Here is a 22,060-nt window from a genome sequence, read left to right as displayed (position 1 = left end):
CACCGCTCACAGCAGCGACAACTGCTCGGCCTCCGGCTCGTCGGGCGGAAGTGTCTGGTAGCCATGCTCTTCAGCCCACTCCGCCGACGGGCCGCGCCAGCGAAACCGGCGCAGATCGATCTTGCCCTGCGCGCTGAACACAACGCCCTCATCCTCAAGCAGCTTGCGCTGAAGCAGCCCCTTGGTGCTGATGCCGCCCTGCGCGTTGACGATGCGCTGCCAGGGCACGGCCTGCTCCCGGTCTTTGGGCACCTGATTCAGCGCCTGCCCGATTGTGCGGGCGTCGATGCCGCCGCCGACGATCGCGGCAATATCGCCGTAGGTGCTGACGCTGCCGCGCGGCACGGCCTGCACCACCTCGTAGATCCGCAGCTTGAGAATCTCTGGAATATCATCCGGTCGCAACGGGCGCATAGCCACCTCCTGGGCATCATTGTAGCGCAACTACGACGATCGGCGGTTTGCCCGCGATGCGCCGGAAGCTGTTACAATGTCGAGCGCCGAACTACAAAGCGCGAACGAAACCGGGCCATCCATTGACCCGCTCTAGGCGCTTGCAGTATTATACCCTGGCACAACATTCATCTAAGCATATAAGGCGGCTGCATGGCTGATCAAGCGATATACATCAGTAATCTGTCAAAAGCATACGGCTCGCTGCGCGTGCTGCGCGGCGTCGATCTCGATGTCACCAAAGGCCAGATCTGGGGTCTGCTTGGCCCCAACGGCGCGGGCAAGACCACGCTGATCCACCTGATCCTGGGCCTGCTCAAGCCCGACGACGGCACGCTGCGCGTCTTTGAGTCCGAAGATCGTACGGAGCTTAGCGCGCGGATCGGCTACCTGCCGGAGCGACCGCGCTACCATGTTCAGTTTACGGGCCGCGAGTACCTGTCGACGCTGGGCAGGCTGTCGAATCTCGGCGGCAAGCAGCTTCACGATCGGGTCGACGCAGTGCTTGATCTGGTGGGCCTGGGCCAGTCGGCGGATCGGCGCATCGGCACCTACTCCAAGGGCATGTTGCAGCGTATCGGCATCGCGCAGGCGGTGCTTCACGAGCCGGACCTGCTGATCGTGGACGAGCCGGCGTCGGGTCTTGATCCGGGCGGCCAGCGCGAGATGGCGCTGCTGATGCGCGCGCTCAACGAGGCCGGACACACGATCTTTCTCTGCACGCACCAGCTTACCGATGTCGCTCGGCTCTGCGACCACATCGGCGTGCTGGTCGGCGGCAAGATCGCGCAGACCGCGAGTGTCGCCGCGCTGCACGCGCAGGGCCATAGCGTTACGGTGCGCGTGGTGGAGCTGCCGCTTGAAACCGCCCACGCCCTGCACGCGATCGGGCCGGAGGTGCGCTGCGATCGTATGTCGGTAACACTCTTCCCAACCTCGGATGCGCTGCTGGCAGCGGTGCTGCGGCGGCTGCTGGACGACGGCGTCTCGATCGAGTCGGTGGTGCCGGAGGCCGACGCGCTGGAGCAGTTCTATCTCAACGCCGTCCGCGACGGACAGGCACCGCCCTCGACGCCCGCAGCGCCGCACGCAACGCCGGAAGAGTTACTTGAAACATTGATCGAGGATCGCTAATGTTGGCACTTCGCCGGATTTTCACGTTTACGGGCTTTACGCTCTCCGAGTATATGCGCAGTGGCCGGATCATCATTGAGCTGGTCGCGTCGATCCTGTTCTGGGGCCTCTTCCTGCGCGAGTGGACGGTCGGCCTCGAACAGTTCTTTTCGCTGACCGGGATCTTCACGCTGCTAATGGCGCTGTACACCACGGCGTCGCTGCTGAGCCTGGGCGAGCGACCGCAGGGCTATGTGATCCTGACTCGTCCGCTTGGCCGCAGCGGCTACCTGATCAGCCTCTACCTCGTCGCGCTGGCCGTGGTGCTGATCATGTTCGCGCTGATCAGCGCGCTGACGATCGCGATCAATCGTCCCTTCGATTTTATCTGGACCGAGTTTTTCAAGAGCGTCGTGCCGCTGCTGCTCAACGTGGCGCTGCTCTCGTCGCTGATCGTGCTGCTGTCGGGGCTGGTGCTGCCGAACGTGCTGCGCCTGCTGCTGCTGGCGGTGCTGGCGGTGGCGCTCTACAGTCAGGCGTGGCATCTGTCGAGCGTGTATCGCTATATCGAGCCGTTCCAATCGCTGTTTAGCTGGCCGATCTATCCGGCGATGGCCGGGTTTAAGCTGGCGACCAGCCGCGACTGGAGCGGCGGCGCGATCTATATTCCGCTGGCTCAGCTTGCGCTGACGGTGCTGCTGATCAGCCTGGCGCTGATCTCATTCAAGCGCCGCGACATTATCTTGCGCAGCCAGTAGCGCGCAGTGCGAAATCGAGGAGCATTGTTCGGGACGTTGCGCCAGCGTCCCGATCGTCATATCTCGCAGGCTTGAGCACGGCCACGTGCATTCGCGAAGGAGACTCCTATGCCGCTCACCTTTCGCAGCCAGCCTCGCATCTCGCAAGCCCAGTTCACCCGCGTCCTCGTCCGTTTCCAATCGCCCTGTGCGCCGATCGCGGCGCAGTGCTACGCCATCGTGCGGGGTCACGGCCTCGATCCCGCCATCGCGCTGGCGTTTTTCGCGCATGAGTCGGTCTTTGGCACTCGTGGCGTCGCCGTCGAAACGCTGAATTGGGGCAATGTGCGCACCGCGTTTCGCCCGGAGCGCGCCGTTGGAGCGCATCCGCGCGGCTTCGCCATCTTTCGCAGTTGGCAGGAGGGCCTGCACGATTGGTGCGAGCGGATCAACGAGCGCTACATCAATGAGCGCGGCCTCGACACCGTTGAAAAAGCCATCCCGGTGTACGCGCCCTCGTCGGACGGCAACAGCACGCGGCGCTACATCGAGCATGTCAACGAGCTGGTCCCTGCGTGGATTGCGGAGGATGATCAGGCACCGCCGGACGCGACGGCGCTGCGCGATGCGCTGCTCGATGCATCGTTTGCGGCGGCTCAGGCACAATACCATCCTGAGCAGGCGTTTCATCAGTACATGCTCAGCGAGCTGCGGGCCGGTCGTCCGCTCGGCAATCCACTCTCCGAGCAGCAGGTCGTGACGGCCAGCGGTCAGGACTATGTGATCCAGGTCTTTGCGCTGGATACGATCTACGCGCCGATCCCGCGCTGGCAGGAGATCGGGCGGCTTAGCGCGCTGCTGAAGACCTGAGACGATGTTGCTGGCGGCTCTTGCCGGGGTTTGCGCCGCGTGCTCCACCTGTGCTACGCTCGTCCGCTAGCACGATCGTCCCTTCGATCGTTGCGGAAAGGATGGTGCTGATGAGCGGCGACACGGCTCTGCTGATCCTCGATGTCCAGGTCAATATGTTCGACGCGCCGCCGCCGCTGTATCGCGCCGCCGAGGTGCTGGAGCGGATCGAAGCGCTGATCGCCGGGGCGCGTGCCGCACGCATCCCAATCGTCTATGTACAGCACAGCGGCGGCCTTGGCACGCCCGACGCGCCGGGATCGCCTGGCTGGCAGATCCATCCGGCAATCACGCCACGCGCCGAGGATCTGGTCGTCGAGAAGCGCATGCCCGATGCCTTCGAGTCGACGATGCTGCACCACGAGCTGCAAACGCGCGGGATCGAGCATGTGATCCTGGCAGGCATGCAGACCGACCTGTGCATCGACTCGACCTGCCGCCGCGCGGTGGCGCTGGGCTATACTGTCACCGTGGTAGCCGATGCGCACAGCACGTTTGCGAGCGAAGATGCGACCGCCGCAGCCGTCGTGGAGCAGTATAACCACGATCTGGCCTCGATGGCGCGTGTGCTCCCGACGAGCGAGGTGCTGGCACTACGTTAGGGAGGATCTATGGCGGAAAAAACGGTTGCGCAAAAGCTGATGATCAAAGAGGGCCGCAGCGCGCTGCTGGTCAATCCGCCCGACGGCTATCGGGCCGGGCTGGGCGCGCTACCCGCGCAGGCGACGCTTGCGACCGCGCCGAGCGCGCCCGTCGATATTATTCAGGTCTTTGTGCGGAACCGGCAGGAGCTTGAGGAGCAGCTTCCCCGGCTCAAGCCGCTGCTCCGGCCCAAGGGCATGATCTGGGTGACGTATTACAAAGGCAGCTCCAAAACCAGCACCGACATCAACCGCGACAGCATTGCCGCCTATGCCGCCACGCTGGGGCTAGAGGCTGTCGCGATCATCTCGATCGACGAAGACTGGTCGGCGCTGCGGCTGAAGGCGGTCTAGCACGAGCGCGGCTGCTGCGCCGCTGATCCGCCGTCGATTCTTGAGAAAGCAGGTATCTATGCGCATGCCAAACCTGGAAACCGAGCGCTTGCTGATCCGCCCGTTCGTGATCGACGATCTCGATGCGATCTACCAGATCCTCGATGTCGAGCTGAGCGATGTCGAGTTTGGCACCGAGGGCGCGCAGAGCCGCGACGGGCGTCGGCATTGGCTGGAGTGGACGGTGCGCAACTATGAGGAGCTGGCGAAGCTGTACCAGCCGCCCTACGGCGATCGGGCGGTGGTGCTGCGGCAGAGCGGAGCGCTGATCGGCGCGATCGGCTATGTGCCGTGTCTGATGCCGTTCGGGCTGTTGCCCGCGTTCCAGACCGCTGCCGACGCTCAGGCCGCGCGCCTCAACTCTACCGAGTTTGGCCTGTACTATGCCTTTGCTCCGGCGCACCAGCGGCGCGGCTACGCCACCGAGGCGACCAGGGCGATGATCGGCTATGCCTTCGAGACGCTGCATCTCAAGCGCATCGTGGCGACGACGACCTATGATAACGCAGGCTCGATCGGCGTGATGCGGCGCGTCGGCATGCGCATCGAGCGTAATCCGTATCCCGATCCGCCCTGGCTGCAAGTGGTGGGCGTGCTGGAAAACCGTTAAAATCGAGAACCAAGAACCAGGCGGCACAAACAAAGAACCGGGTGCCCTTAGAGCATGGGCACCCGCCCCGGCCTCGCGGCCCTACCCCATCTCCTCCCAGTTACGGCCCGTGCTGACCTCGACCTCCAGCGGCACGCTCAGGTCCGGGTAGACGCCCTCCATGATCTCACAGACCAGCCGCTTGACCTCGTCCAGCTCGTCGTCGGGCACTTCCAGCAGCAGCTCGTCGTGGACCTGAAGCAGCATCTTGGCCGCGAAGCCGCGCCTGTTCAGCTCGTTGAAGAGCTGGACCATCGCCATTTTGATCAGGTCGGCGCTGGTGCCCTGGATCGGCGCGTTGATCGCCTCGCGCTCGGCGGCCTGCTTGCGCGGGCCTTTCGTCGTCAGCACATTGTCGTTGCCGCGCCCGAAGTAGCGCCGCCGCCCAAACAGCGTCTCGACGTAGCCGCGCTCGCGGCCCTGCGTAAGCGTCTCCTCGAAGACACGCTTGATGCCGGGATAGGTCGCAAATAGCCCGTCGATCAACTGCTGCGCATCTTCGCGGCTCAGGTCGGTGCGCGCCGCAAGGCCAAAGGATGAGATGCCGTAGATCGTGCCGAAGACCGTGGTCTTGGCGATGCGCCGCTGGTTCTTAGTCACTTTATCCATCGGCACGCCAAAGAGCCGGGCGGCGGTCGCGGCGTGAATATCGCGGCCCTCTTTGAAGGTTTCCAGCAGCGCGGGATCTTGCGTGATATGCGCCAGGATGCGCAGCTCGATCTGCGAGTAGTCCGCCGACAACAGATAGCAGCCATCCTCGGCGATGAACGCGCGCCGGATCTCGCGGCCCTGCTCGGTGCGCACCGGAATATTCTGTAAGTTGGGCGACGTGCTGCTCAGCCGTCCGGTCGCCGAGCCGATCTGATTGTACGAGGTATGCACCCGGCCACGCTCGTCCACAAGCTGCGGTATCGCGTCCAGATAGGTCGATTTGAGCTTGGTGAGCTGGCGGTACTCCTGAATCATCCTGATGATCGGATGCACGCCGCTCAGCTTTTCGAGCACCTCGGCGGTGATCGAGTACAGCCCCGTCTTGGTCTTGCTCAGGCCGGTCGTGGGGATGCTCAGCCGCTCGAAGAGCACCGCGTTGAGCTGCTGCCCCGACCCGATGTTGAAGCGGCCTTCCGCGATCGTGTAGATCTCGTCCTCAAGCTGCTCGATCCGCTGCTGCATCGTCGCCGAAAGCTGATGCAGCACGCTCGCGTCCACCTTGATGCCCTGCCACTCCATGTCGGTCAGCACCGGCAGCAGCGGCATCTCGATCGTCTCGAAGATCCAGCGCACGCGCGGTACCTGCTCCAGCTCCGGCTCTAGCCGGTCGCGCAGCCGCAGCGTCATGTCGGAGTCGGCGGCGGCGTAGGGCGTGGCCTGCTCGATCGGCACCTGATCGAAGGTGATCTGGTTGCGCCCCGATCCGATCAGCTCGGTGATCTCGGTCATCGGCTCTTTGAGCTTGAGCACGTTGAAGGCCATATCTTTAAGCCCGACGCTCTGGTTGCCGAGCAATTGCGCGGCCAGCATCGTGTCGAACTGCACGCCCTGGACGTTAATGTCCATCGTGCGCAGCGCCAGCATGTCGAATTTGCCATTGTGCGCGATCTTGGGCTGCTGCGCGTCTTCGAGCAGCGGCAGCAGCGCGTCGCGGACAACCTCGCGCTCAAGCTGCGGCCCCGCGCCGTCGGCGGTATGACCCAGCGGCACGTACCAGGCCGCGCCCGGCTGTGCCGCGAACGACAGCCCGACCACGTTGGTGTGGATCGCGTCGAGCGAGGTCGTCTCGACATCGAAGGCGAACGCCGACGCTGCCTTAAGCTGTCGGACCATCTCGTCCAGCTCATCCTGGGTGCGTACGGCCCTGTACTCGCCGTGAGCGGGCGGCTGCATTGGTCTGGCCTGGACGGTCTGCGGCTCGTCGGCGTCGAACAGGCCCATCTGCGCGGGCGGTCCATCGCCGCGTGGGGTCGGCGCGCTCACCGGCTGGTCGCTGCTGGGCGCTGTGGAGCCCAGACCGGCGCTGTCGGGCAGCTTGCGCACGAGGCTGCTGAACTGCAAATCCTGAAACAGCGCGATCACCGCGTCGCGGTCGTAGCCCGACACCCGGCAGCGCTCAAGATCGAGCTGGATCGGCACATCGCAGTGGATCGTCGCGAGCTGCTTGGAGAAGAGCGCCTGCTCCTGCTGGCCCTCAAGCACTTTGCGGTAGCGGTTGGGCACGTCGTCCAGATGCTCGTAGATGCCCTCGACGGTGCCGAACTGGTTGAGCAGATTGATCGCGCCTGTCTCGCCGATGCCTTTGACGCCGGGAATGTTATCGGAGGTATCGCCCTTGAGCCCGCGCAGATCGGCTAGCTGATCGGGGCGCAAGCCTTTGTAGCGCTCGATCACCGCCGCCGGATCGTACTCCTTGGCCTCTTGCCGCTTGCCGTAGGGCACCGCCAGCAGCACGCGCACATGCTCATCGACCAGCTGGAGCGTGTCGCTGTCGCCGGTGATGATGTACGTCTCGACGTTCTGCTTCGTCGCCTGGCGCGAGAGCGTGCCGATCACATCGTCGGCCTCGTAGTTCTCGACGGCGAAGATCGGAATGTTGAGCGCCTCGACCACCTGCTTGATGCGCTCAAGCTGGGTATGAAAATCTTCGGGGGCCTCGGTGCGGTTCGCCTTGTACTCGGCGTACAGGTCGTCGCGAAACGTGCGGCCAACGTCGAAGGCAACCGCCGCGTACTCAGGGCGGAGCTGCTGCAACGTCGTCAGCACGATCTGCAAAAATCCGAATACCGCAAACGTGGGCTCGCCGTTCGACGCGCGCAGGTCCGCCTCGCGTAGCGCGTGGAAGGCTCGAAACGCAACGGCATGTCCATCGACCAGCGCTAACTTTTCACGTGCCATCCGCTCCTCTTTCAGGTAAGTATGGTCATTATAAGCGAAGCGGGGAGGCGGCGGCAACCGCGCAGGCTCCGAGAGATCGGGGCGAAATGGTGCGTTTTTCCGTTTGCATTTCGCCACTTCTTCTGGTATACTGCTGCTCGCTGCAAGGGAGTGATTCTGTTGCAGTACCCCAAAAAATGTGGTGGCTGTAGCTCAACGGCAGAGCACCTGACTGTGGCTCAGGGGGTTGCGGGTTCGAAACCCGTCAGCCACCCCACTCGACAAACCGCTGGATTATACCTTGCGGTTTGTTCATTTAAACACTCGATCGGCTTGTGCAGCGGCCTCAACGCATCAAGATTTTTACCTGGGTTTGATTGACGCGGTGACTATGCTGTGTCATCCTCCCTTTGCCTCCCAACCTCTCGGAACCTCTCAAAACACGTAGAGGAGCTTATCATGGCAGACTCTCATCCTGTCCAAGCTGCGTCCACGAACACGCCCGTTCAAAGTCCGCTGTCGTTATTCATGCCGCTGGCCTCATCCCAGGAGATCCCGGCGGTGCTGGGGCTGCTCCAGGCCAAACAGTCCGAGCTTGGCGCGGCTCTGAACGCTATCCATACGGTCCACTTTGCCCGCTTTATGCTGCTCAACGTCGATGGTACTGACACGTTGGTGCTGTTCACCGAGTATGACGGCGATTTTAGGAAGTACGTCGGAGATTTCGTCAATCAGCTCGGGTCGATCTTCGATGCGCTACTGGCCCATGTTGCCGATCCGCCGCCAACGCCGGTTTCCCAAAATCTCAACGCCTTTGTGGATTGGGTGCAGGTCCACGATCGCACCACGCCGCAGCAGGGCCTCCTGACCTTCTACAGCGCCTACCCGGACCAGACCGTGATCAGTATTCTCAAGCATGCCAAATCTGACGCTACTCCTGCCAACTCCTGATCTCAACCGCTCATGACTTCCGTTTCGGCACGCCAGTGCGTGTTCACGTGTTATCTGCTCATGCCTGCCTCGATCGTGGCGCAGGCGTGAGCGATCGTCGTGGGTATAAAGGTACGAACGTTATGCCAGCACTTGATCCCAACAATCCCGATCTGCATGATATTCAAGGCTATATTCTGCGCGGCTATCGCATGGACTTCTGTCGGCATCTGATCTTGCAGATCCGCAATGCCTGCGGCGCGCGCTGCTTCATTGCCGCGCTGGTGGAGCATGATCCTGCTGTTCATGCCCAGGTCGTCAATCGCCAGTCGGACACAACTCCTCAGATCACCACGGCGATCGACTGGGGCGATACCAAGCCCGATTACTGCTTGAATATCGGCCTGACCTACCAGGGCTTGGTCGCGCTGCAAGCGTCGGCGGCAGATCAATTCCCCGACGAGTTCAAAGCCGGAGCGTACGCGCCTGAGCGAGCCGCAACCGTCGGCGATCTTGGCGATAGCGCGCCTGAGCAGTGGATCGGCAAGCTCGATCCGGCCAACGCGCCGCGCGTGCATATTGTGCTGACTCTCTATGCGCTGTCATCTGAGATTCTCGATCGAACGACGGCGCTCCTGCGTGCGCTCTGCACGAAGGACGACGCGCTGGCTGAGCTGTCGTGCTTCGACGCGGAGGCGCTGGAGTCGTACCAGTTCCAGCCGCGCTCGCTGGCGACGACGGATACCAGCGTGTTACCCAAGGTCCACTTCGGGTACGCCGATGGTATCGCCCAGCCGACGATCCAGGGAGTGCCGCCGACGATGGTGCCGGATCATCAAGATGTGGTGCCTTTGAGCCAGTTCTTGCTCGGCTATCCTGGTGGGATCTCGGATACCGGCGCGGATGCTAAGACGCTGGAGCTACAACAGAACGGCAGCTTTGCGGCGTTTCGCGTGCTGGAGCAGGATGTCGATGGCTTTGATCGATTTCTCACTGCCAACGAGTCGCCGTCCATGAGCCGGGAGCTGCTGGCAGCAAAGCTATGTGGCCGCTGGCGCAACGGCGTGCCGCTGGTGCTGTCACCCGATACAGATGCGCCAGAGCCGCCGATCACCCTCGCGACGATCAATAACTTTGATTATTTCGATCAAGACCCGGACGGCGTTCGATGCCCGGTCGGATCGCACATCCGGCGGACGAATCCCCGCGATGACATCATCCAGGGCGTTGTGTCGCTGCATCGGATCGTGCGCCGCGCCATGCCGTACGGCCCGCCCTACAACCCTTCGCAGCCAAACGACGGTGTGGCGCGGGGACTGGTTGGCCTGTTTATCAATGCGAGCCTCAAGTACCAATTCGAGTTCGTGATGCAGAACTGGGTCAACGGCTCGGAGTTTGATGACCTGAATAAGCCGGATGGTACCCCGACACGGGACGGGCTGCTTGGCAATAATTCGCCCGACGATAGCTACTTCACAATTCCCAACAAGGATGGGTCGAGCACGATCATCAAAGGCTTTGCGCGCTTTGTGACAACGCGCGGCGGCGCGTATCTGTTTTTACCAAGCATCAGCGCGCTGCGCTCTCTGTCCGCTCCGCCGAACGCCGAGAATCCAGCAGCTCCTTCGGCCTAGCGCGGAGTGTGACGCTCCTCCGCTCGCGGCCCCGCTGGTCGCATCATCAGCAACATGCGCAGCCCTTGCGCGCTGCCGAGCGTGTAGCGCGCTTGCAGATGCGGCGGCGCGGCTTCCAGGTCGATGATCTGGAAGCCGATCGTTCGATAGAAGCCGGGCAAATGCTCATAGGGCAGGCAGTAGCACGGCTCCGCCTCGATCAGCGGCTCTAGCGCGCGCAGCATCCGCGCTCCAAGGCCCCGCCGCTGATAGGCTTCGTGAATCTGCATCGTCCGTAAGACCACATGGCCCTCTTCGCGGCAAAGTCGCACGGCTCCAACCACGGCTCGATCATGCTCGGCGATGACACATCGCTCGTCGGGGTTGATCTGTTTCCTGACGAGCGGTGCGTAAAACGCTCGGATACGATCGAAATCTTCGGGCGTTGCCTGACGTACGGTGAGGAACGCTGGATTCATCTCAACGCTCGATCGATCCAACCCTGCCTCCATGGTTCCCTGATCGATCACCAACAAGCGGCTTTTCAGCGTCAAGACGTAGCTCCTCGAACTCACTCACGCACGGCGTCCCGTCGCTCAGCCAGATCCGCCGCTCATGCAGATCCATCAGCACGGCGGTGATCGTCCTGTACTGCTCGGCGGCTGGACCGGCGGGATCTTCGTGGCGGCAGATCGAGTACGGATACTCCTGGTGATCGCACAGGTAGGCTTGCAGCTCGCTGATGGTGTGCGTGCCCCTGGCAGTCAACAGCGCGCGCATCCGCGACCGGCGATGGTAGGAGTACGGGCGGCGCGTGCTCGGCGGCTCGACGATGCCCGCTCCGGCAGGGTCCACAAAATGGTTCGTGTGGACGACGCAGCCATCCTCACAGTCGAGGACGTGTACGTTGTCGGGCGCGGCCTCGATGTTCACGATCCGATCCGGCGCCTGCGCGATCAAAAAGTTGGTGGAGCAGGCTCGCTGCGTGCCGGTGACGATCCGCGCCGCCGCGTCGAAGTTGCGGGAGCGCATAATCTCGTAGCAGCGCACATGGAACGGCTTGCTCAGCCGCGACCAGTCATCGTCGGTGGAGGTGATGCCGTTGATCGCCAGGCCCAGCCCCGCCGAGTTCAGCCCGATCTTGCCGCCGACGATCCCGGCCTCGGTAAACGCGATCGTCTCCAGCCCATCGGCCTCGACGGTGTGCAGGATCGCGCCCTGCACCTGCGGAATCCAGTCCCAGTTCTGCCCGATGATCAGATGCCCATTCGCCGTGCGGTCGGGCATGATCGCAAACGCGGTGCAGCCGTCGGCCATGGCGTTAACGCCGAACTGGTAGTACAGGATCTCGTAGCGCACGTTGAGCGCGATCAGCTCAAGCAGATCGCAGCCGGAGCCGTCCGCGACGCCGCGCAGCCCGTCGAAATAATCCCGGCTGTGGTCGGCGATCGTCTCGCGGTAGCTCTGTGCCCGCGCCAGCACCTCCGGTCGCGCCACCCGGCCCTCATGCTCGAAGCGATCGAAATAGACGGCAAGATTGTGCTCGATCCGGTCGCGTAGCGCGGCTCCATGCTGCCGCCCCTGATCGTATGGCGTGCCGTGCAAATGCAGTATCGGCAGACTCACTAGTCCCTCCTCGTCGGATGATGTGTAGGTAAGCGATAGGTGCCTACGCCGCCAATCATACCCTGAGCGCGCAAATCCTTCGAGCGCCGCGATCAGTCGTCTTTGAGTTCGGGCGGGTAGAGATAGTAGTTCGCCGCACAGGCTGCCATGCCGCCCTCATGCACCGCCGTGGTGATCTGGTGCGAGTGGAGCCGCGTGACATCGCCCGCCGCGTACACGCCGGCGACGTTCGTCTTTTGCTCGCTGTCTACGCAGATATAGCCCTCGCGGCTCAGCAGCACGCCGACACCCTCCGCCAGCTTCGTCTGAGGCGTCGCGCCATGCTGGCAGAAGAGCTGATCGAGCTCGATACGCTGTCCTTTCTGGGTGCAGAGCGCCTCGAACATGCCGTCCTGGCCGATCGCCGCCTCGATCTTGTCGTGGACCAGTGGAATACCGGCCTGCTCCAAGCGGCGCTGAAATTTCTCGTCGATCGAGCAATCGTGGCTGTCGGTCAGCACCGTCAGCTTATGCGTAAAGCGCTGCAACTGAAGCGCCTCCGACGCGGCCTGGTTGGCATTGCCGACCACCACGACGCGCGCATCGTGGCAGCCGTAGCCGTCGCAGGTGATGCACCAGAACATGCTGCGGCCCACGTACTCTTCCCAGCCGTCGAAGTGCGGATAGCGATCGACGACGCCCGTACAAATGATCACCGTTTTGCCGTGCCACTCGCCTGCCTGGCTATAGGCGATAAAGCTGCCGTTCTTGCGCTCAAGCTGCTCGATTTTATGCTCAAGGACCGTGACCTGCTCGTACTCTGCGAGCTGCTGGCGGCCAAGCTCGCGCAGCTTCCGCGCGGGCACGCCGCCGGGAAAGCCCAGGTAGTTATGATTGATCTGGTGCCACGACGAGCGACCACGCCCGGTGTCGAAGAGCGCGACGGTGCGATCGAAGCGCGCCAGGTAGAGCGCCGCCGAGAGGCCCGCAGGCCCGCCGCCGATCACCAGCGCCTCATACGCCATCTGTGCCATATGCTCCATTCCAATCTGCTGATCAGCCTTTGTAACGCTGCTGGCGGGGTTCTGCCTTCCATGTTACCAAGTATCAGGCCAGGAGCTTAAAAAAAGAGACGAGCGTCAACGCTCGTCTCTGGGTTAGGCCCTCACCTCGGGCCGGGTGCCCATGCCGGGTGCCCTTTGGGCATGGTACCCGGCTTAGCAGCGCCCTAGTGCGACTTGACGCTGTCGCTCATCTCGGAGGAGTGGCCGGGGAAGAGCCGCGCCTTGGGATCGATATAGGTCTTGATCGCGTTGACGGCGATGGCGGCCTGCCCGAAGCCCACCGCGATCAGATCGAGCTTGACCTCGGCGGCGGCGATGTCGCCTGCGGCATACACGCCCGGCATGGTCGTGGCGAACCGGCCGTCGACCTTGATCGAGCGCTTTTCGAGCGACAGGCCCCAGTTTTTGATCGGCCCCATATCGGCCTTGAAGCCGAGCGTCAGCAGCACCGCGTCCATCGGCAGCTCGCGCTCTTCTTTGGTCTGGTTATTGAAGATCGTCACCGCCTCGACCTCGTCTTCGCCGTGGATCTCTTTCAGCTCCCAGAAGGTCAGCACGTTGGTGCGCGAGGCGTAGAGATCGCGGATCGATCCCTCGTGGGCGCGGAACTGGTCGCGGCGATGGATCAGCGTGATCTCGCGGCAGGTATCCTGAAGGTTCAGCGCCCAGTCTACGGCTGAGTCGCCGCCGCCGATGATCAGCAGCCGCTTGTCGACAAACTCGTTCTTGGACTTGACGAAGTAGTACACGCCTTTGCCCTCAAGCCGGGCCACGCCGGGCGCGTCGAGCTTGTTGGGCGCGAACGCGCCGACGCCAGCGGCGATCAGCACGGCCTTGGTCTGGTACTCGCCGCCCGTGGTCTTCACCCTGATCTGGCGCTCGCCGATCGGCTCGATGTTCGTCACCTGCTCTTCGAGCCGCACGGTCGGATGGTACTGCATCGCCTGCTCCACAAGCTGCTTGACCAGATCGCGGGCTAGAATCTTGGGAAAGCCCGGCACGTCGAAGATATATTTTTCGGGGTAGAGCACCGCGAGCTGGCCGCCCAGCTCCGGCAGCGCGTCGAGCAGCAGCGTTTTCATGCCGCGTAGCCCCGCGTAGAATGCGCCAAATAATCCAGCCGGTCCACCGCCGATGATTGCGACATCAAATCCATCCTGGGTTGCTTCGGACATAGGGCGCCCGTCCTTTCAATCTTTGTTATGTCTTTCACAGTTTAACCAAAACGTGGCGGTCTGTCGAGATCGAGGCGGTCCTGTACTCGCCGCATCCGACTCATTCAGGGGTGGGCAGTTTCCTCTGGTAGCTGTACGAAAACATAGATCGCCCGGCCTGTCAATCGCCGCCTGCCGATCGCGGGCCGAAGGTCAAAGCGAGGTTGCCGAAGGCGGCGTTTCGTGCTACGCTTTTCAACGAAAGGATGTGCTCATGACCACAGCCTACCTCGTTGACGATCGCTTTTTGCTGCACGATGATTTCGATCATCCCGAAAACGCCGCGCGGCTGCGGGCCATCTTGCAGATGCTCGACGACAGCGGTATGCGCGCTGCGCTGACGCGGATCGAGCCGCGCGAGGCTACCGACGACGAGATCCGCGCGGTGCATCATCGCCGGATGCTGGAGCATACGCAGCGCATGTCGCTCTTTGGCGGCGGCGCGCTCAACCTCGACACCTATATCGTGCAGGAGTCCTGGGATGTTGCGCTGCTGGCGGCTGGCTCGGTCGCGCGCGCTGTCGAGGCCGTGGTCGGCGGCGAGGTCGATAATGCCTTTGCGCTGGTTCGTCCGCCGGGCCATCACGCCACGCCCTCCACTGCTATGGGCTTTTGTCTGATCAACAACGTCGCGGTGGCCGCGCAGATGGCGCGTACCCAGCTTGGCCTGCGCCGCGTGGCGATCATCGACTGGGACACGCATCACGGCAACGGCACCCAGGATATTTTCTACGACGATCCCAGCGTGCTGTACATCTCGTCGCATACCTACCCGTTCTATCCCGGCACCGGCCACTGGCGAGAGCTGGGATCGGGCGAGGGCGAGGGCGCGACGCTCAACATTCCAATGCCTGCCTACACGGGCGACGCCGCCTTCGATCGGGTCTATGACGAGCTGGTGCTGCGCGCGGTTCGTCGCTTCGAGCCGCAGTTGATCATCGTCTCGGCGGGCTACGATTGCCACTGGGCCGATCCGCTCGCGCCGATGATGATGAGCGTGGCCGGCTTTGGCCGCATGGCGCGGATGATCTACGATCTTGCGCGGGAAGTGTGCGATGGACGGCTGGTGTGCGCGCTGGAGGGCGGCTATAACGTGCAGGCGCTCTCGGCCAGCGTGCTTGCGACGCTGCATGTGCTGCTGGGGCAGCCCGATCGGATCGTCGATCCGCTTGGCCCGCCGCCCGACGATGCGACGAAGCAGGCGATCGACATCGAGCCGGTGATCGCCCAGATCGAGCGCGTACATCCGCTGTTTACGTGAAGAGAACAAGAGAACAAAGGAAGAACAAAGAACCGGGTGCCACGCGGGCGCCATGCGGGTGCTCTCTGGGCATGGGCACCCGGCGCACAAACGAACCAGGAAACCGAAACTTGGAACTTGGAACTTGGAACTTGGAACCAAATTCCGCATGAGATAGAGACGACAAGCAACGATGATCGCAGTGATTGATTACGGCGCAGGCAATCTGCGCTCCGCCGTCCGCGCGCTGGACCATGTCGGCGCACAACTGACCGTCACCGACGATCCGAACGTCATCGCCTCGGCGCAGGGCGTGGTGCTGCCCGGCGTCGGCGCAACGCTCGACACGATGAGTGAGCTTGACCGGCGCGGACTATCGCCGGTGATCCCGCAGGTGATTCGGGCCGACACGCCCTTCCTGGGCATTTGCGTGGGCATGCAAGTGCTGGCGCAGATCAGCGAGGAGTTCGGCGAGCATCCATGCCTGGGCGTCGTTCCGGGGCGGGTGCGCAAGCTGCCGGAGCGCGCCGGGAAAGTCCCGCAGATTGGCTGGAACCAGGCGCGGCTCGCGATGCCGGAGCATCCGCTGCTGGCAGGGATTCCCGACGCCACGGATTTTTATTTCGTCCACTCGTACTACGTCGATACGCCCGACCGATCGATCGTGGCCGGGTGGACCGAGTACGGTGTTGAGTTTCCCTCGATGCTGGCGTTTGGCTCGGCATTTGCCACGCAGTTCCACCCTGAGAAGAGCGGGCGCTGGGGTCTGGCGCTGCTGCGCAATTTCGTGCAGCTTGTGGAGAGCCGGAGCGCGCGCGCGCCCGTCCAGCAGGGCGCGGCCTAGATTCAAGGAAACAGCATGATCGATTTGTCAGAGCGGTACGTTGCCGCAGCGCCCCACCCGCAGAACGCCCTGGATATTTTCAAAGGTCAGTGGGCATCCACACTACCCGCGCCGTTCGACAACCTGGAGGCGGGCTGGGCAAATCTCTTCGACGATGCGCGGATTCACTGGCTGCTGGAGCAGATCGGCGGCTGCACGGATCTGTCGGTTCTGGAGCTAGGCCCGCTCGAAGGCGGCCACTCCGCGATGCTTGAGCGGGCAGGAGCCGCCGAGGTGATCGCGATCGAGTCGAACACCCACGCCTATCTCAAATGTTTGATCGTCAAAGAGCTGCTGGGCCTGACCCGTACCCGCTTTTTGTGCGGCGATGGAATCGCGTTTCTCAAAGAGCCGGGCCGGGATTTTGACCTTTGTCTCGCCAGCGGCATCCTGTACCATATGATCAATCCCGTCGAGCTGCTGGCGCTGCTCTCGAAGCGCTGCGCCCGGCATCTGCTGCTCTGGACTCACTACTACGACCAGGCGATCATCGAGCCGCAGCCAGTGGTGGCCGCACACTTCACCGAGCGCAAAGCAGGAAACTACGAGGGCTTCGAGCATACGCTCTACCGCTACGACTATCAGACCACGCTTCAGTGGGAGGGCTTTTGTGGCGGGAGCGCGCCGTATAGCCATTGGATGAGCCGCGACGATATTCTGCGCTGCCTCAAGCACTACGGCTTCAGCGATCTGCGCATCGAGTTCGACCACCGCGATCATCCCCACGGGCCATCCTTTGCGGTCCTTGCGAGTCGCTGAGCGATGATCGGCTGCGCGTTGTGTACCGCAGGAGCAGCGGGTCGCTTGAAAGCGGCGTGCGCTGCCGGGACGAGTGCGGTATAATCAAGCCGCTTTCCTGACTTCAAGTGGCAGCGTCGCCCTGGGATGGCAGCGTTCGCCGATCTTGAAGGAAGTAGGTATATGTCTGCGCTCGAAATCATTCCAGCCATTGATATTAAGGATGGCCGCTGCGTGCGGCTCTATCAGGGCGACTACGCCCAGATAACGGTGTTCGATCAAGATCCGGTCGATGTCGCCCTTAAATGGGCCAGGCTCGGCGCGCAACGGCTGCACGTGGTCGATCTCGATGGCGCGAAGGCCGGTCGGCCAGTCAACGCGCAGATCGTCTATGCGATCGTGCGGGCGGTGTCGATCCCGGTGCAGCTTGGCGGCGGCCTGCGCGACCAGAGCGCGGTCGATGCGGCGCTCAACCTTGGCGTCGAGCGGATCATTTTGGGAACGGCAGCCGTGCGCGATCCGCAGCTTGTTGGCCGCCTGGTGCAGCAGTACGGCGCGCAGATCGTCGTGGGCGTGGACGCACGCGATGGGCTGGTCGCGGCTCAGGGCTGGACCGAAACATCACATGTCAGGACCGAGGAGCTGGTGCGGCGCATGGGCGCGATCGGCGTCCGCAGCATCATCTACACCGATATTGGCCGCGACGGAACGCTGACCGGTCCCGACATCGAGGGCGTGAGCGCGCTAGTGCAGGCTGGTGGGCCGGAGATCATCGCCTCAGGTGGCGTCGCGCGGCTGGAAGATCTGGCCGCGCTCGCGAAAACCGGCGCGGCAGGCGTGATCGTGGGCAAGGCGCTCTACACCGGCGCATTCGATCTGCCCGAAGCGCTCGAAGTCGTCCGGGCGGTCGCGGCTCAGCAGTAGCAGGATCACAACGTTGGTTTGTCGCATGAGCGTTGCTCATCAGCATTGAGGCCGGTATGCCGCAAAAAAATGAGATTGCCGCCAAGTACGAAGAAGAAAAGCTGCGCGTTCAAGAACAGTCGCAGATGATCTACCTGCAAAATCAGATCGATGAGCTGCGCCGCACGATCAAAGAGCAGAATAATAAATATGCGTGGGCCATGGAGCAGGTGCGCCGCGTCGAGGCGCAGAACGCGCAGTTGCAGGGCGTGATCGATCGTCAGGCGCAGGAGCAGCAGGTGGTGCTGGAGGCGTACAAGCGCGAGCTATCCACGCTGCGCCGCGACATCGCCAACGCGCTGGTCAAGGCCGAGGAGTCGGTGAAGCCGATTCGCGAGATCCAGGCGGGAATCCATCAACTGAATGAGTCGCGGCGCAACGATCGGGAGTATGTCACACCGCTGTTCTCGCGTGTGGAGGAGCTGGAGCATGCCGAGCGTGAGACGATTGCGCGGGTGCGCGAAACCGACGACCGGTACCGGCAGCTTTTGACGCAGATCGAGCAGTTACGCCTGGCCGACGACGACGTGCTGGAAGAGATCCGGCAGCTTGGCGATGAGATCAAGGCTGAGAAGCAGGCGCTTCGGCGGCAGGCTGTCGAGGCACAGCAGATGGTTTCGGACGCTCGCAATGCGATGAACGAGCCCGTGGCGCGGCTGGGGCATCTCGAAGATCTGCACAAACACCTGGATGCGATGGTCAGGACGCTGCCCGTCGAGATCGGGGATCTGGCGGCGCAACTGCCGGGGATGAAGGAAGATCTGCGCCGGATCGAGATCATCAGCACCGAGCGCTTTATGCTGACGCAGGAGCGGCTGGAAGAGCTGCGCCACCAGAACGAGGAGCGCCTGGTCGATCTGCGCGATACCGACGAGCAGCATTTACGCCATCTGACAAGCTGGCTGGAGCGCATCGACGGCTGGTGCCGCGAGCAGGAAGGCCGCGTCGGGCGTGTCGGCAACCGGCTGGATCTCCTGTTTCAGCGGCATGAAAACCGGCTGGCCGATCTCGAAGCCCAGGAGGTCAAGCTGTTGGAGCAGATCACCGGTGCCTGGACCGGCCTGCTGGAAGGGCGTCGGGCGCTCGACATCGAGCGGCGTGAGCTGCCGGATGCCGATCTGCCGCCGAGGAGCTGATGCTGACACGGCGAATCATTCCCTGCCTGGATGTCAAGAACGGGCGCGTCGTCAAAGGTGTCACCTTTGTCAATCACATCGACGCGGGCGATCCTGTGGCGCTGGCCGAGCTGTACGACCGCGAGGGCGCGGACGAGCTGGTCTTCTACGATATCACGGCCTCCTCCGACGAGCGCGCGATTATGGCCGATGTGGTCGAGCGCACGGCGGCGCAGGTCTTTATTCCGCTGACGGTCGGCGGCGGTATTCGCACCGTGGACGATATGTACCGTATGCTGCGCGCCGGTGCCGATAAGGTGTCGATCAATACGGCGGCGTTTTACAATCCGCAGTTGATCGAGGATGGCGCGAAGCGCTTTGGCAGCCAGTGTATCGTGCTGTCGATCGATGCGCGGCGGGTAGCGTCCGACGGCAGCGCGCGCTGGGAGGTGTTTACCCATACCGGCGGCGCGGGCCGTGCCACGCAGCGCGATGCAATCGCCTGGGCGCGTGAGGGTGCCGAGCGCGGCGCGGGCGAGATCGTGATCAACAGTATCGACGCCGACGGCACGCGCGCGGGCTACGACCTGGAGCTGCTGCAAGCGGTGTCCGATGCCGTGCCGGTGCCGGTGATCGCGTCGGGCGGCGCTGGCTCGCTGGAGCATATGCTGCAAGCCGTCACCACCGGGCGCGCCGACGCGGCGCTCGCGGCGTCGATCTTCCACTTCGGCACGTACTCGATCGCCCAGGCCAAGACCTACTTTGCCGAGCACGGCGTGCCCGTGCGCAAGCTCTAATCGCTGCCGGGCGACGCGCTGCCAGCGATACACGGACATAAACGATGCGTGTGACGGTTCGCTTCTTTGCGCTTCATCGTGACATCGTTGGAGCGCCCGAACTCCAGCTTGACGTTCCCGACGGAACCACGCTCGGCCAGCTCTGGTCGCGCCTGACGGAGCAGTATCCCGCGCTGCTCCCGGCGACGCGCAGCGTGATGTTTGCGCTCAATCAAGCCTACGCCGATCCCGCTACCGAGCTCCACGAGTGCGATGAGGCCGCGTTTATTCCGCCGGTCAGCGGCGGCCAGCAGCCTGAGGTCGCGGCCTTCGCGATCACGGAGCAGCCGTTGGACGGAGCGGCCTTGCAGCGCCTGGTGCAAACGTCGCAGGATGGCGCTGTCGTGCTCTTTAGCGGCGTGGTCCGCGATAACTTTGGCGGTCGCGCGACGGAGTATCTGGTGTACGAGGCGTACGCGGCGATGGCGCTGCCCGTGCTTGAGCAGATCGCGGCAGAGGCCCGGCAGCAATGGCCGATCGGTCGGGTGGCCGTGCATCATCGCGTCGGGCGGCTGGCGATCGGTGAGACAGCGGTGATCGTCGCGGTGGCCGCGCCGCACCGGCAGGCGGCGTTCGAGGCGGCGGCGTATGTCATGGACCGGATCAAAGAGATCGCGCCGATCTGGAAGCGCGAGCACTGGGCCGATGGTGCCGCCGACTGGGTTGGGGATGAGGGGGAGAGGAAGAACCAAGAACGGGCGCCATGCCCAGAGGGCACCCGGCATGGGCACCCGGCACACGAAGAACCAAACGCATGAACAAAGAACAAAATGAAAAACAAGGGAACAAGAGAACAAAGGAACAAAGCGAGAACCACGAACTAGGTACAGGAAACTCGAAACTCGAAACTTTGGATACCAAATTAAGAAAGAAAAACCAAGAACACAGAACCTAGGCTAATCCTGGTTCTCGGTGCGCCCAGAGGGCACCCGGTTCTTGGTTCTCGCTTTTACCACGCGATGCTAAACGGACCCTCGCGGTTCGTGACTTCCTCCCACTCGACGTTGACATGCTCGACCTGCGCCGCAGGCGGGCCGCTGTAGCACCAGCTAATCATACGCTGGACCGAGGCGCGACTACCCTCGAAGACCGCCTCGACGCGCCCATCGCTCAGATTGCGCACCCAGCCCTCAACCCCAACGCGCTTGGCCTGATCGCGCGTGTGTGTGCGAAAGTTAACCCCTTGAACACGCCCTGAGATGAAGACATGCGCTCGCACGCGCTCCAAGCTCACCGCCATATGTCACCTACTATGTTGGGTAAGAATAAGAAAAAACTGCCGCCCGGCACATGTAGGCCATGAGCATGCGTACTACCTATGCTAACACATTTATTCTGAAAATGCGCCACCTTTTGGACTATTTTCCGATGCAAAAACGACTAAAGATCGTCGTGAGCAGATCCTCACCCACCGTCTCTCCGGTAACTTCTCCAAGCGCCTGCACGGCAGCGGTCACGTCGACCGCCACGAGATCGACCGGCACGTTCAGCTCCAGCGCGGCCACCGCGCCGCGTAGATGCTCCACGCTGCGGCTCAGTGCCTCGCGATGACGAGGATTCGTCACGAGGGTTTCGCCTGTGAGCAGTGCGTTGCCGAGCAGGGTTTGTGCCACCGTTTCGCCTAGCTCGGTCAGGCCCTGGGCCAGCGCCGCCGAGGTTGTGGCCTCGGCGCGAATCGTGGGATGCGCCGCCAGCAGCAGCGTCGGATCGAGCTGCGCCGAAAGATCGGCCTTGTTGTACACGACGATCGTTGGGCGGCCATGCGTGAGCGCGGCGATTGCCAGGTCCTCGTCGGTCAGCGGCGCGGCGCGATCCAGCACCAGCAGCACCACGTCGGCGCTTGCCAGCGCGCGGCGGCTGCGCTCGACGCCGATGCGCTCGACCGGATCGTCGGTTTCGGTGATACCGGCGGTGTCGATCAGCACCACGGGCACGCCCCCCAGATTCGCCGTCTCTTCGAGCGTGTCGCGAGTCGTCCCCGCGATCGGCGTGACGATCGCGCGCTCGACCTGTAACAGCGCGTTGAGCAGACTGGACTTGCCCGCGTTTGGCCTGCCCACCAGCACCGCTCGTGCGCCGTAGCGGTAGAGAATGCC

23 protein-coding genes and 1 tRNA gene are annotated in these 22,060 nt (G+C 63.0%); 16 read left to right on the top strand and 8 right to left on the bottom strand.

The features are described 5' to 3' along the window. Positions 1 to 6: 6 nt before the first annotated feature. Positions 7 to 414 carry an MGMT family protein gene (locus VFZ66_24205; GenBank protein HEX6292312.1) on the bottom strand — a complete coding sequence of 136 codons (408 nt, stop codon included), beginning with the start codon at positions 412 to 414 and terminating at the stop codon, positions 7 to 9. 192 nt (positions 415 to 606) lie between these two features. Here VFZ66_24205 and VFZ66_24200 point away from each other — a divergent pair, with 192 nt between their 5' ends. The 6 genes from VFZ66_24200 (at position 607) to VFZ66_24175 (ending at position 4,856) form a co-directional block, all read left to right on the top strand. Then, entirely contained in the window at positions 607 to 1,587 is a 981-nt protein-coding gene (locus VFZ66_24200; protein ID HEX6292311.1) for an ABC transporter ATP-binding protein, read from the top strand. Then, positions 1,587 to 2,324, top strand: coding sequence for a hypothetical protein (locus VFZ66_24195; protein ID HEX6292310.1), 738 nt, complete (start codon positions 1,587 to 1,589; stop codon positions 2,322 to 2,324). The genes VFZ66_24200 and VFZ66_24195 overlap by 1 nt, the downstream gene beginning before the upstream one ends. A gap of 108 nt (positions 2,325 to 2,432) precedes the next feature. After that, a complete protein-coding gene (locus VFZ66_24190; GenBank protein HEX6292309.1) occupies positions 2,433 to 3,173 on the top strand; it encodes a hypothetical protein in 741 nt (246 codons plus the stop codon). A 110-nt stretch (positions 3,174 to 3,283) separates the two neighbouring features. Continuing rightward, entirely contained in the window at positions 3,284 to 3,814 is a 531-nt protein-coding gene (locus VFZ66_24185; GenBank protein HEX6292308.1) for a cysteine hydrolase family protein, read from the top strand. Positions 3,815 to 3,823: 9 nt separating this feature from the next. After that, on the top strand, positions 3,824 to 4,207 hold the full coding sequence (locus tag VFZ66_24180) for a hypothetical protein (protein ID HEX6292307.1): 384 nt from the start codon (positions 3,824 to 3,826) through the stop codon (positions 4,205 to 4,207). A gap of 58 nt (positions 4,208 to 4,265) precedes the next feature. After that, positions 4,266 to 4,856: a GNAT family N-acetyltransferase gene (locus VFZ66_24175; GenBank protein ID HEX6292306.1), complete on the top strand. Its 591-nt coding sequence runs from the start codon at positions 4,266 to 4,268 to the stop codon at positions 4,854 to 4,856. Positions 4,857 to 4,937: 81 nt separating this feature from the next. Here VFZ66_24175 and polA read toward each other — a convergent pair whose 3' ends face one another. Further along, entirely contained in the window at positions 4,938 to 7,784 is a 2,847-nt protein-coding gene (polA, locus tag VFZ66_24170) for a DNA polymerase I (protein HEX6292305.1), read from the bottom strand. Between the two features lie 181 nt (positions 7,785 to 7,965). On the opposite strand from polA, the gene VFZ66_24165 reads away from it, so the two are divergent. From VFZ66_24165 to VFZ66_24155, 3 genes are all read left to right on the top strand, one after another. Then, positions 7,966 to 8,040 (top strand) — tRNA-His (locus VFZ66_24165). Positions 8,041 to 8,222: 182 nt separating this feature from the next. Next, on the top strand, positions 8,223 to 8,714 hold the full coding sequence (locus VFZ66_24160) for a hypothetical protein (GenBank protein HEX6292304.1): 492 nt from the start codon (positions 8,223 to 8,225) through the stop codon (positions 8,712 to 8,714). 122 nt (positions 8,715 to 8,836) lie between these two features. Next, positions 8,837 to 10,327 (top strand): hypothetical protein, encoded by a 1,491-nt coding sequence (locus VFZ66_24155; GenBank protein HEX6292303.1) that lies wholly within the window; start codon positions 8,837 to 8,839, stop codon positions 10,325 to 10,327. Here the strand turns inward: VFZ66_24155 and VFZ66_24150 are convergent. From VFZ66_24150 to VFZ66_24135, 4 genes are all read right to left on the bottom strand, one after another. Next, entirely contained in the window at positions 10,324 to 10,785 is a 462-nt protein-coding gene (locus VFZ66_24150) for a GNAT family N-acetyltransferase (GenBank protein ID HEX6292302.1), read from the bottom strand. The genes VFZ66_24155 and VFZ66_24150 overlap by 4 nt on opposite strands. Position 10,786: 1 nt before the next feature. Further along, entirely contained in the window at positions 10,787 to 11,932 is a 1,146-nt protein-coding gene (locus VFZ66_24145; GenBank protein HEX6292301.1) for a C45 family peptidase, read from the bottom strand. A gap of 92 nt (positions 11,933 to 12,024) precedes the next feature. Then, positions 12,025 to 12,945 (bottom strand): NAD(P)/FAD-dependent oxidoreductase, encoded by a 921-nt coding sequence (locus VFZ66_24140; protein HEX6292300.1) that lies wholly within the window; start codon positions 12,943 to 12,945, stop codon positions 12,025 to 12,027. A gap of 194 nt (positions 12,946 to 13,139) precedes the next feature. Next, on the bottom strand, positions 13,140 to 14,150 hold the full coding sequence (locus tag VFZ66_24135; protein ID HEX6292299.1) for an NAD(P)/FAD-dependent oxidoreductase: 1,011 nt from the start codon (positions 14,148 to 14,150) through the stop codon (positions 13,140 to 13,142). 253 nt (positions 14,151 to 14,403) lie between these two features. Between VFZ66_24135 and VFZ66_24130 the strand changes: the two genes are divergently transcribed. From VFZ66_24130 to VFZ66_24100, 7 genes are all read left to right on the top strand, one after another. Then, complete coding sequence (locus VFZ66_24130; protein ID HEX6292298.1) at positions 14,404 to 15,450, top strand: histone deacetylase; 1,047 nt, start codon at positions 14,404 to 14,406, stop codon at positions 15,448 to 15,450. Positions 15,451 to 15,622: 172 nt separating this feature from the next. Beyond that, positions 15,623 to 16,273: an imidazole glycerol phosphate synthase subunit HisH gene (gene hisH, locus VFZ66_24125; GenBank protein ID HEX6292297.1), complete on the top strand. Its 651-nt coding sequence runs from the start codon at positions 15,623 to 15,625 to the stop codon at positions 16,271 to 16,273. Positions 16,274 to 16,288: 15 nt separating this feature from the next. Continuing rightward, positions 16,289 to 17,071, top strand: coding sequence for a class I SAM-dependent methyltransferase (locus VFZ66_24120; GenBank protein ID HEX6292296.1), 783 nt, complete (start codon positions 16,289 to 16,291; stop codon positions 17,069 to 17,071). Positions 17,072 to 17,233: 162 nt separating this feature from the next. Further along, positions 17,234 to 17,974 carry a 1-(5-phosphoribosyl)-5-[(5-phosphoribosylamino)methylideneamino]imidazole-4-carboxamide isomerase gene (gene hisA, locus VFZ66_24115; protein HEX6292295.1) on the top strand — a complete coding sequence of 247 codons (741 nt, stop codon included), beginning with the start codon at positions 17,234 to 17,236 and terminating at the stop codon, positions 17,972 to 17,974. A gap of 56 nt (positions 17,975 to 18,030) precedes the next feature. After that, positions 18,031 to 19,149, top strand: coding sequence for a hypothetical protein (locus VFZ66_24110; GenBank protein ID HEX6292294.1), 1,119 nt, complete (start codon positions 18,031 to 18,033; stop codon positions 19,147 to 19,149). Next, a complete protein-coding gene (gene hisF / locus VFZ66_24105; GenBank protein HEX6292293.1) occupies positions 19,149 to 19,925 on the top strand; it encodes an imidazole glycerol phosphate synthase subunit HisF in 777 nt (258 codons plus the stop codon). Before VFZ66_24110 ends, hisF begins: the two co-directional genes overlap by 1 nt. A gap of 44 nt (positions 19,926 to 19,969) precedes the next feature. Further along, on the top strand, positions 19,970 to 20,722 hold the full coding sequence (locus VFZ66_24100) for a molybdenum cofactor biosynthesis protein MoaE (protein ID HEX6292292.1): 753 nt from the start codon (positions 19,970 to 19,972) through the stop codon (positions 20,720 to 20,722). A 191-nt stretch (positions 20,723 to 20,913) separates the two neighbouring features. Here the strand turns inward: VFZ66_24100 and VFZ66_24095 are convergent, their stop codons facing one another. Next, entirely contained in the window at positions 20,914 to 21,204 is a 291-nt protein-coding gene (locus tag VFZ66_24095) for an acylphosphatase (protein HEX6292291.1), read from the bottom strand. A gap of 118 nt (positions 21,205 to 21,322) precedes the next feature. Further along, a partial coding sequence (locus tag VFZ66_24090; protein ID HEX6292290.1) for a GTPase occupies positions 21,323 to 22,060 on the bottom strand: 738 nt, incomplete at its 5' end.

This window comes from Herpetosiphonaceae bacterium (genome assembly GCA_036374795.1).
Classification (GTDB): Bacteria; Chloroflexota; Chloroflexia; order Chloroflexales; family Kallotenuaceae; genus LB3-1.
Note: the sequence above shows the minus strand (reverse complement) of the source record. Positions and strands in the feature narration are given on the sequence as shown.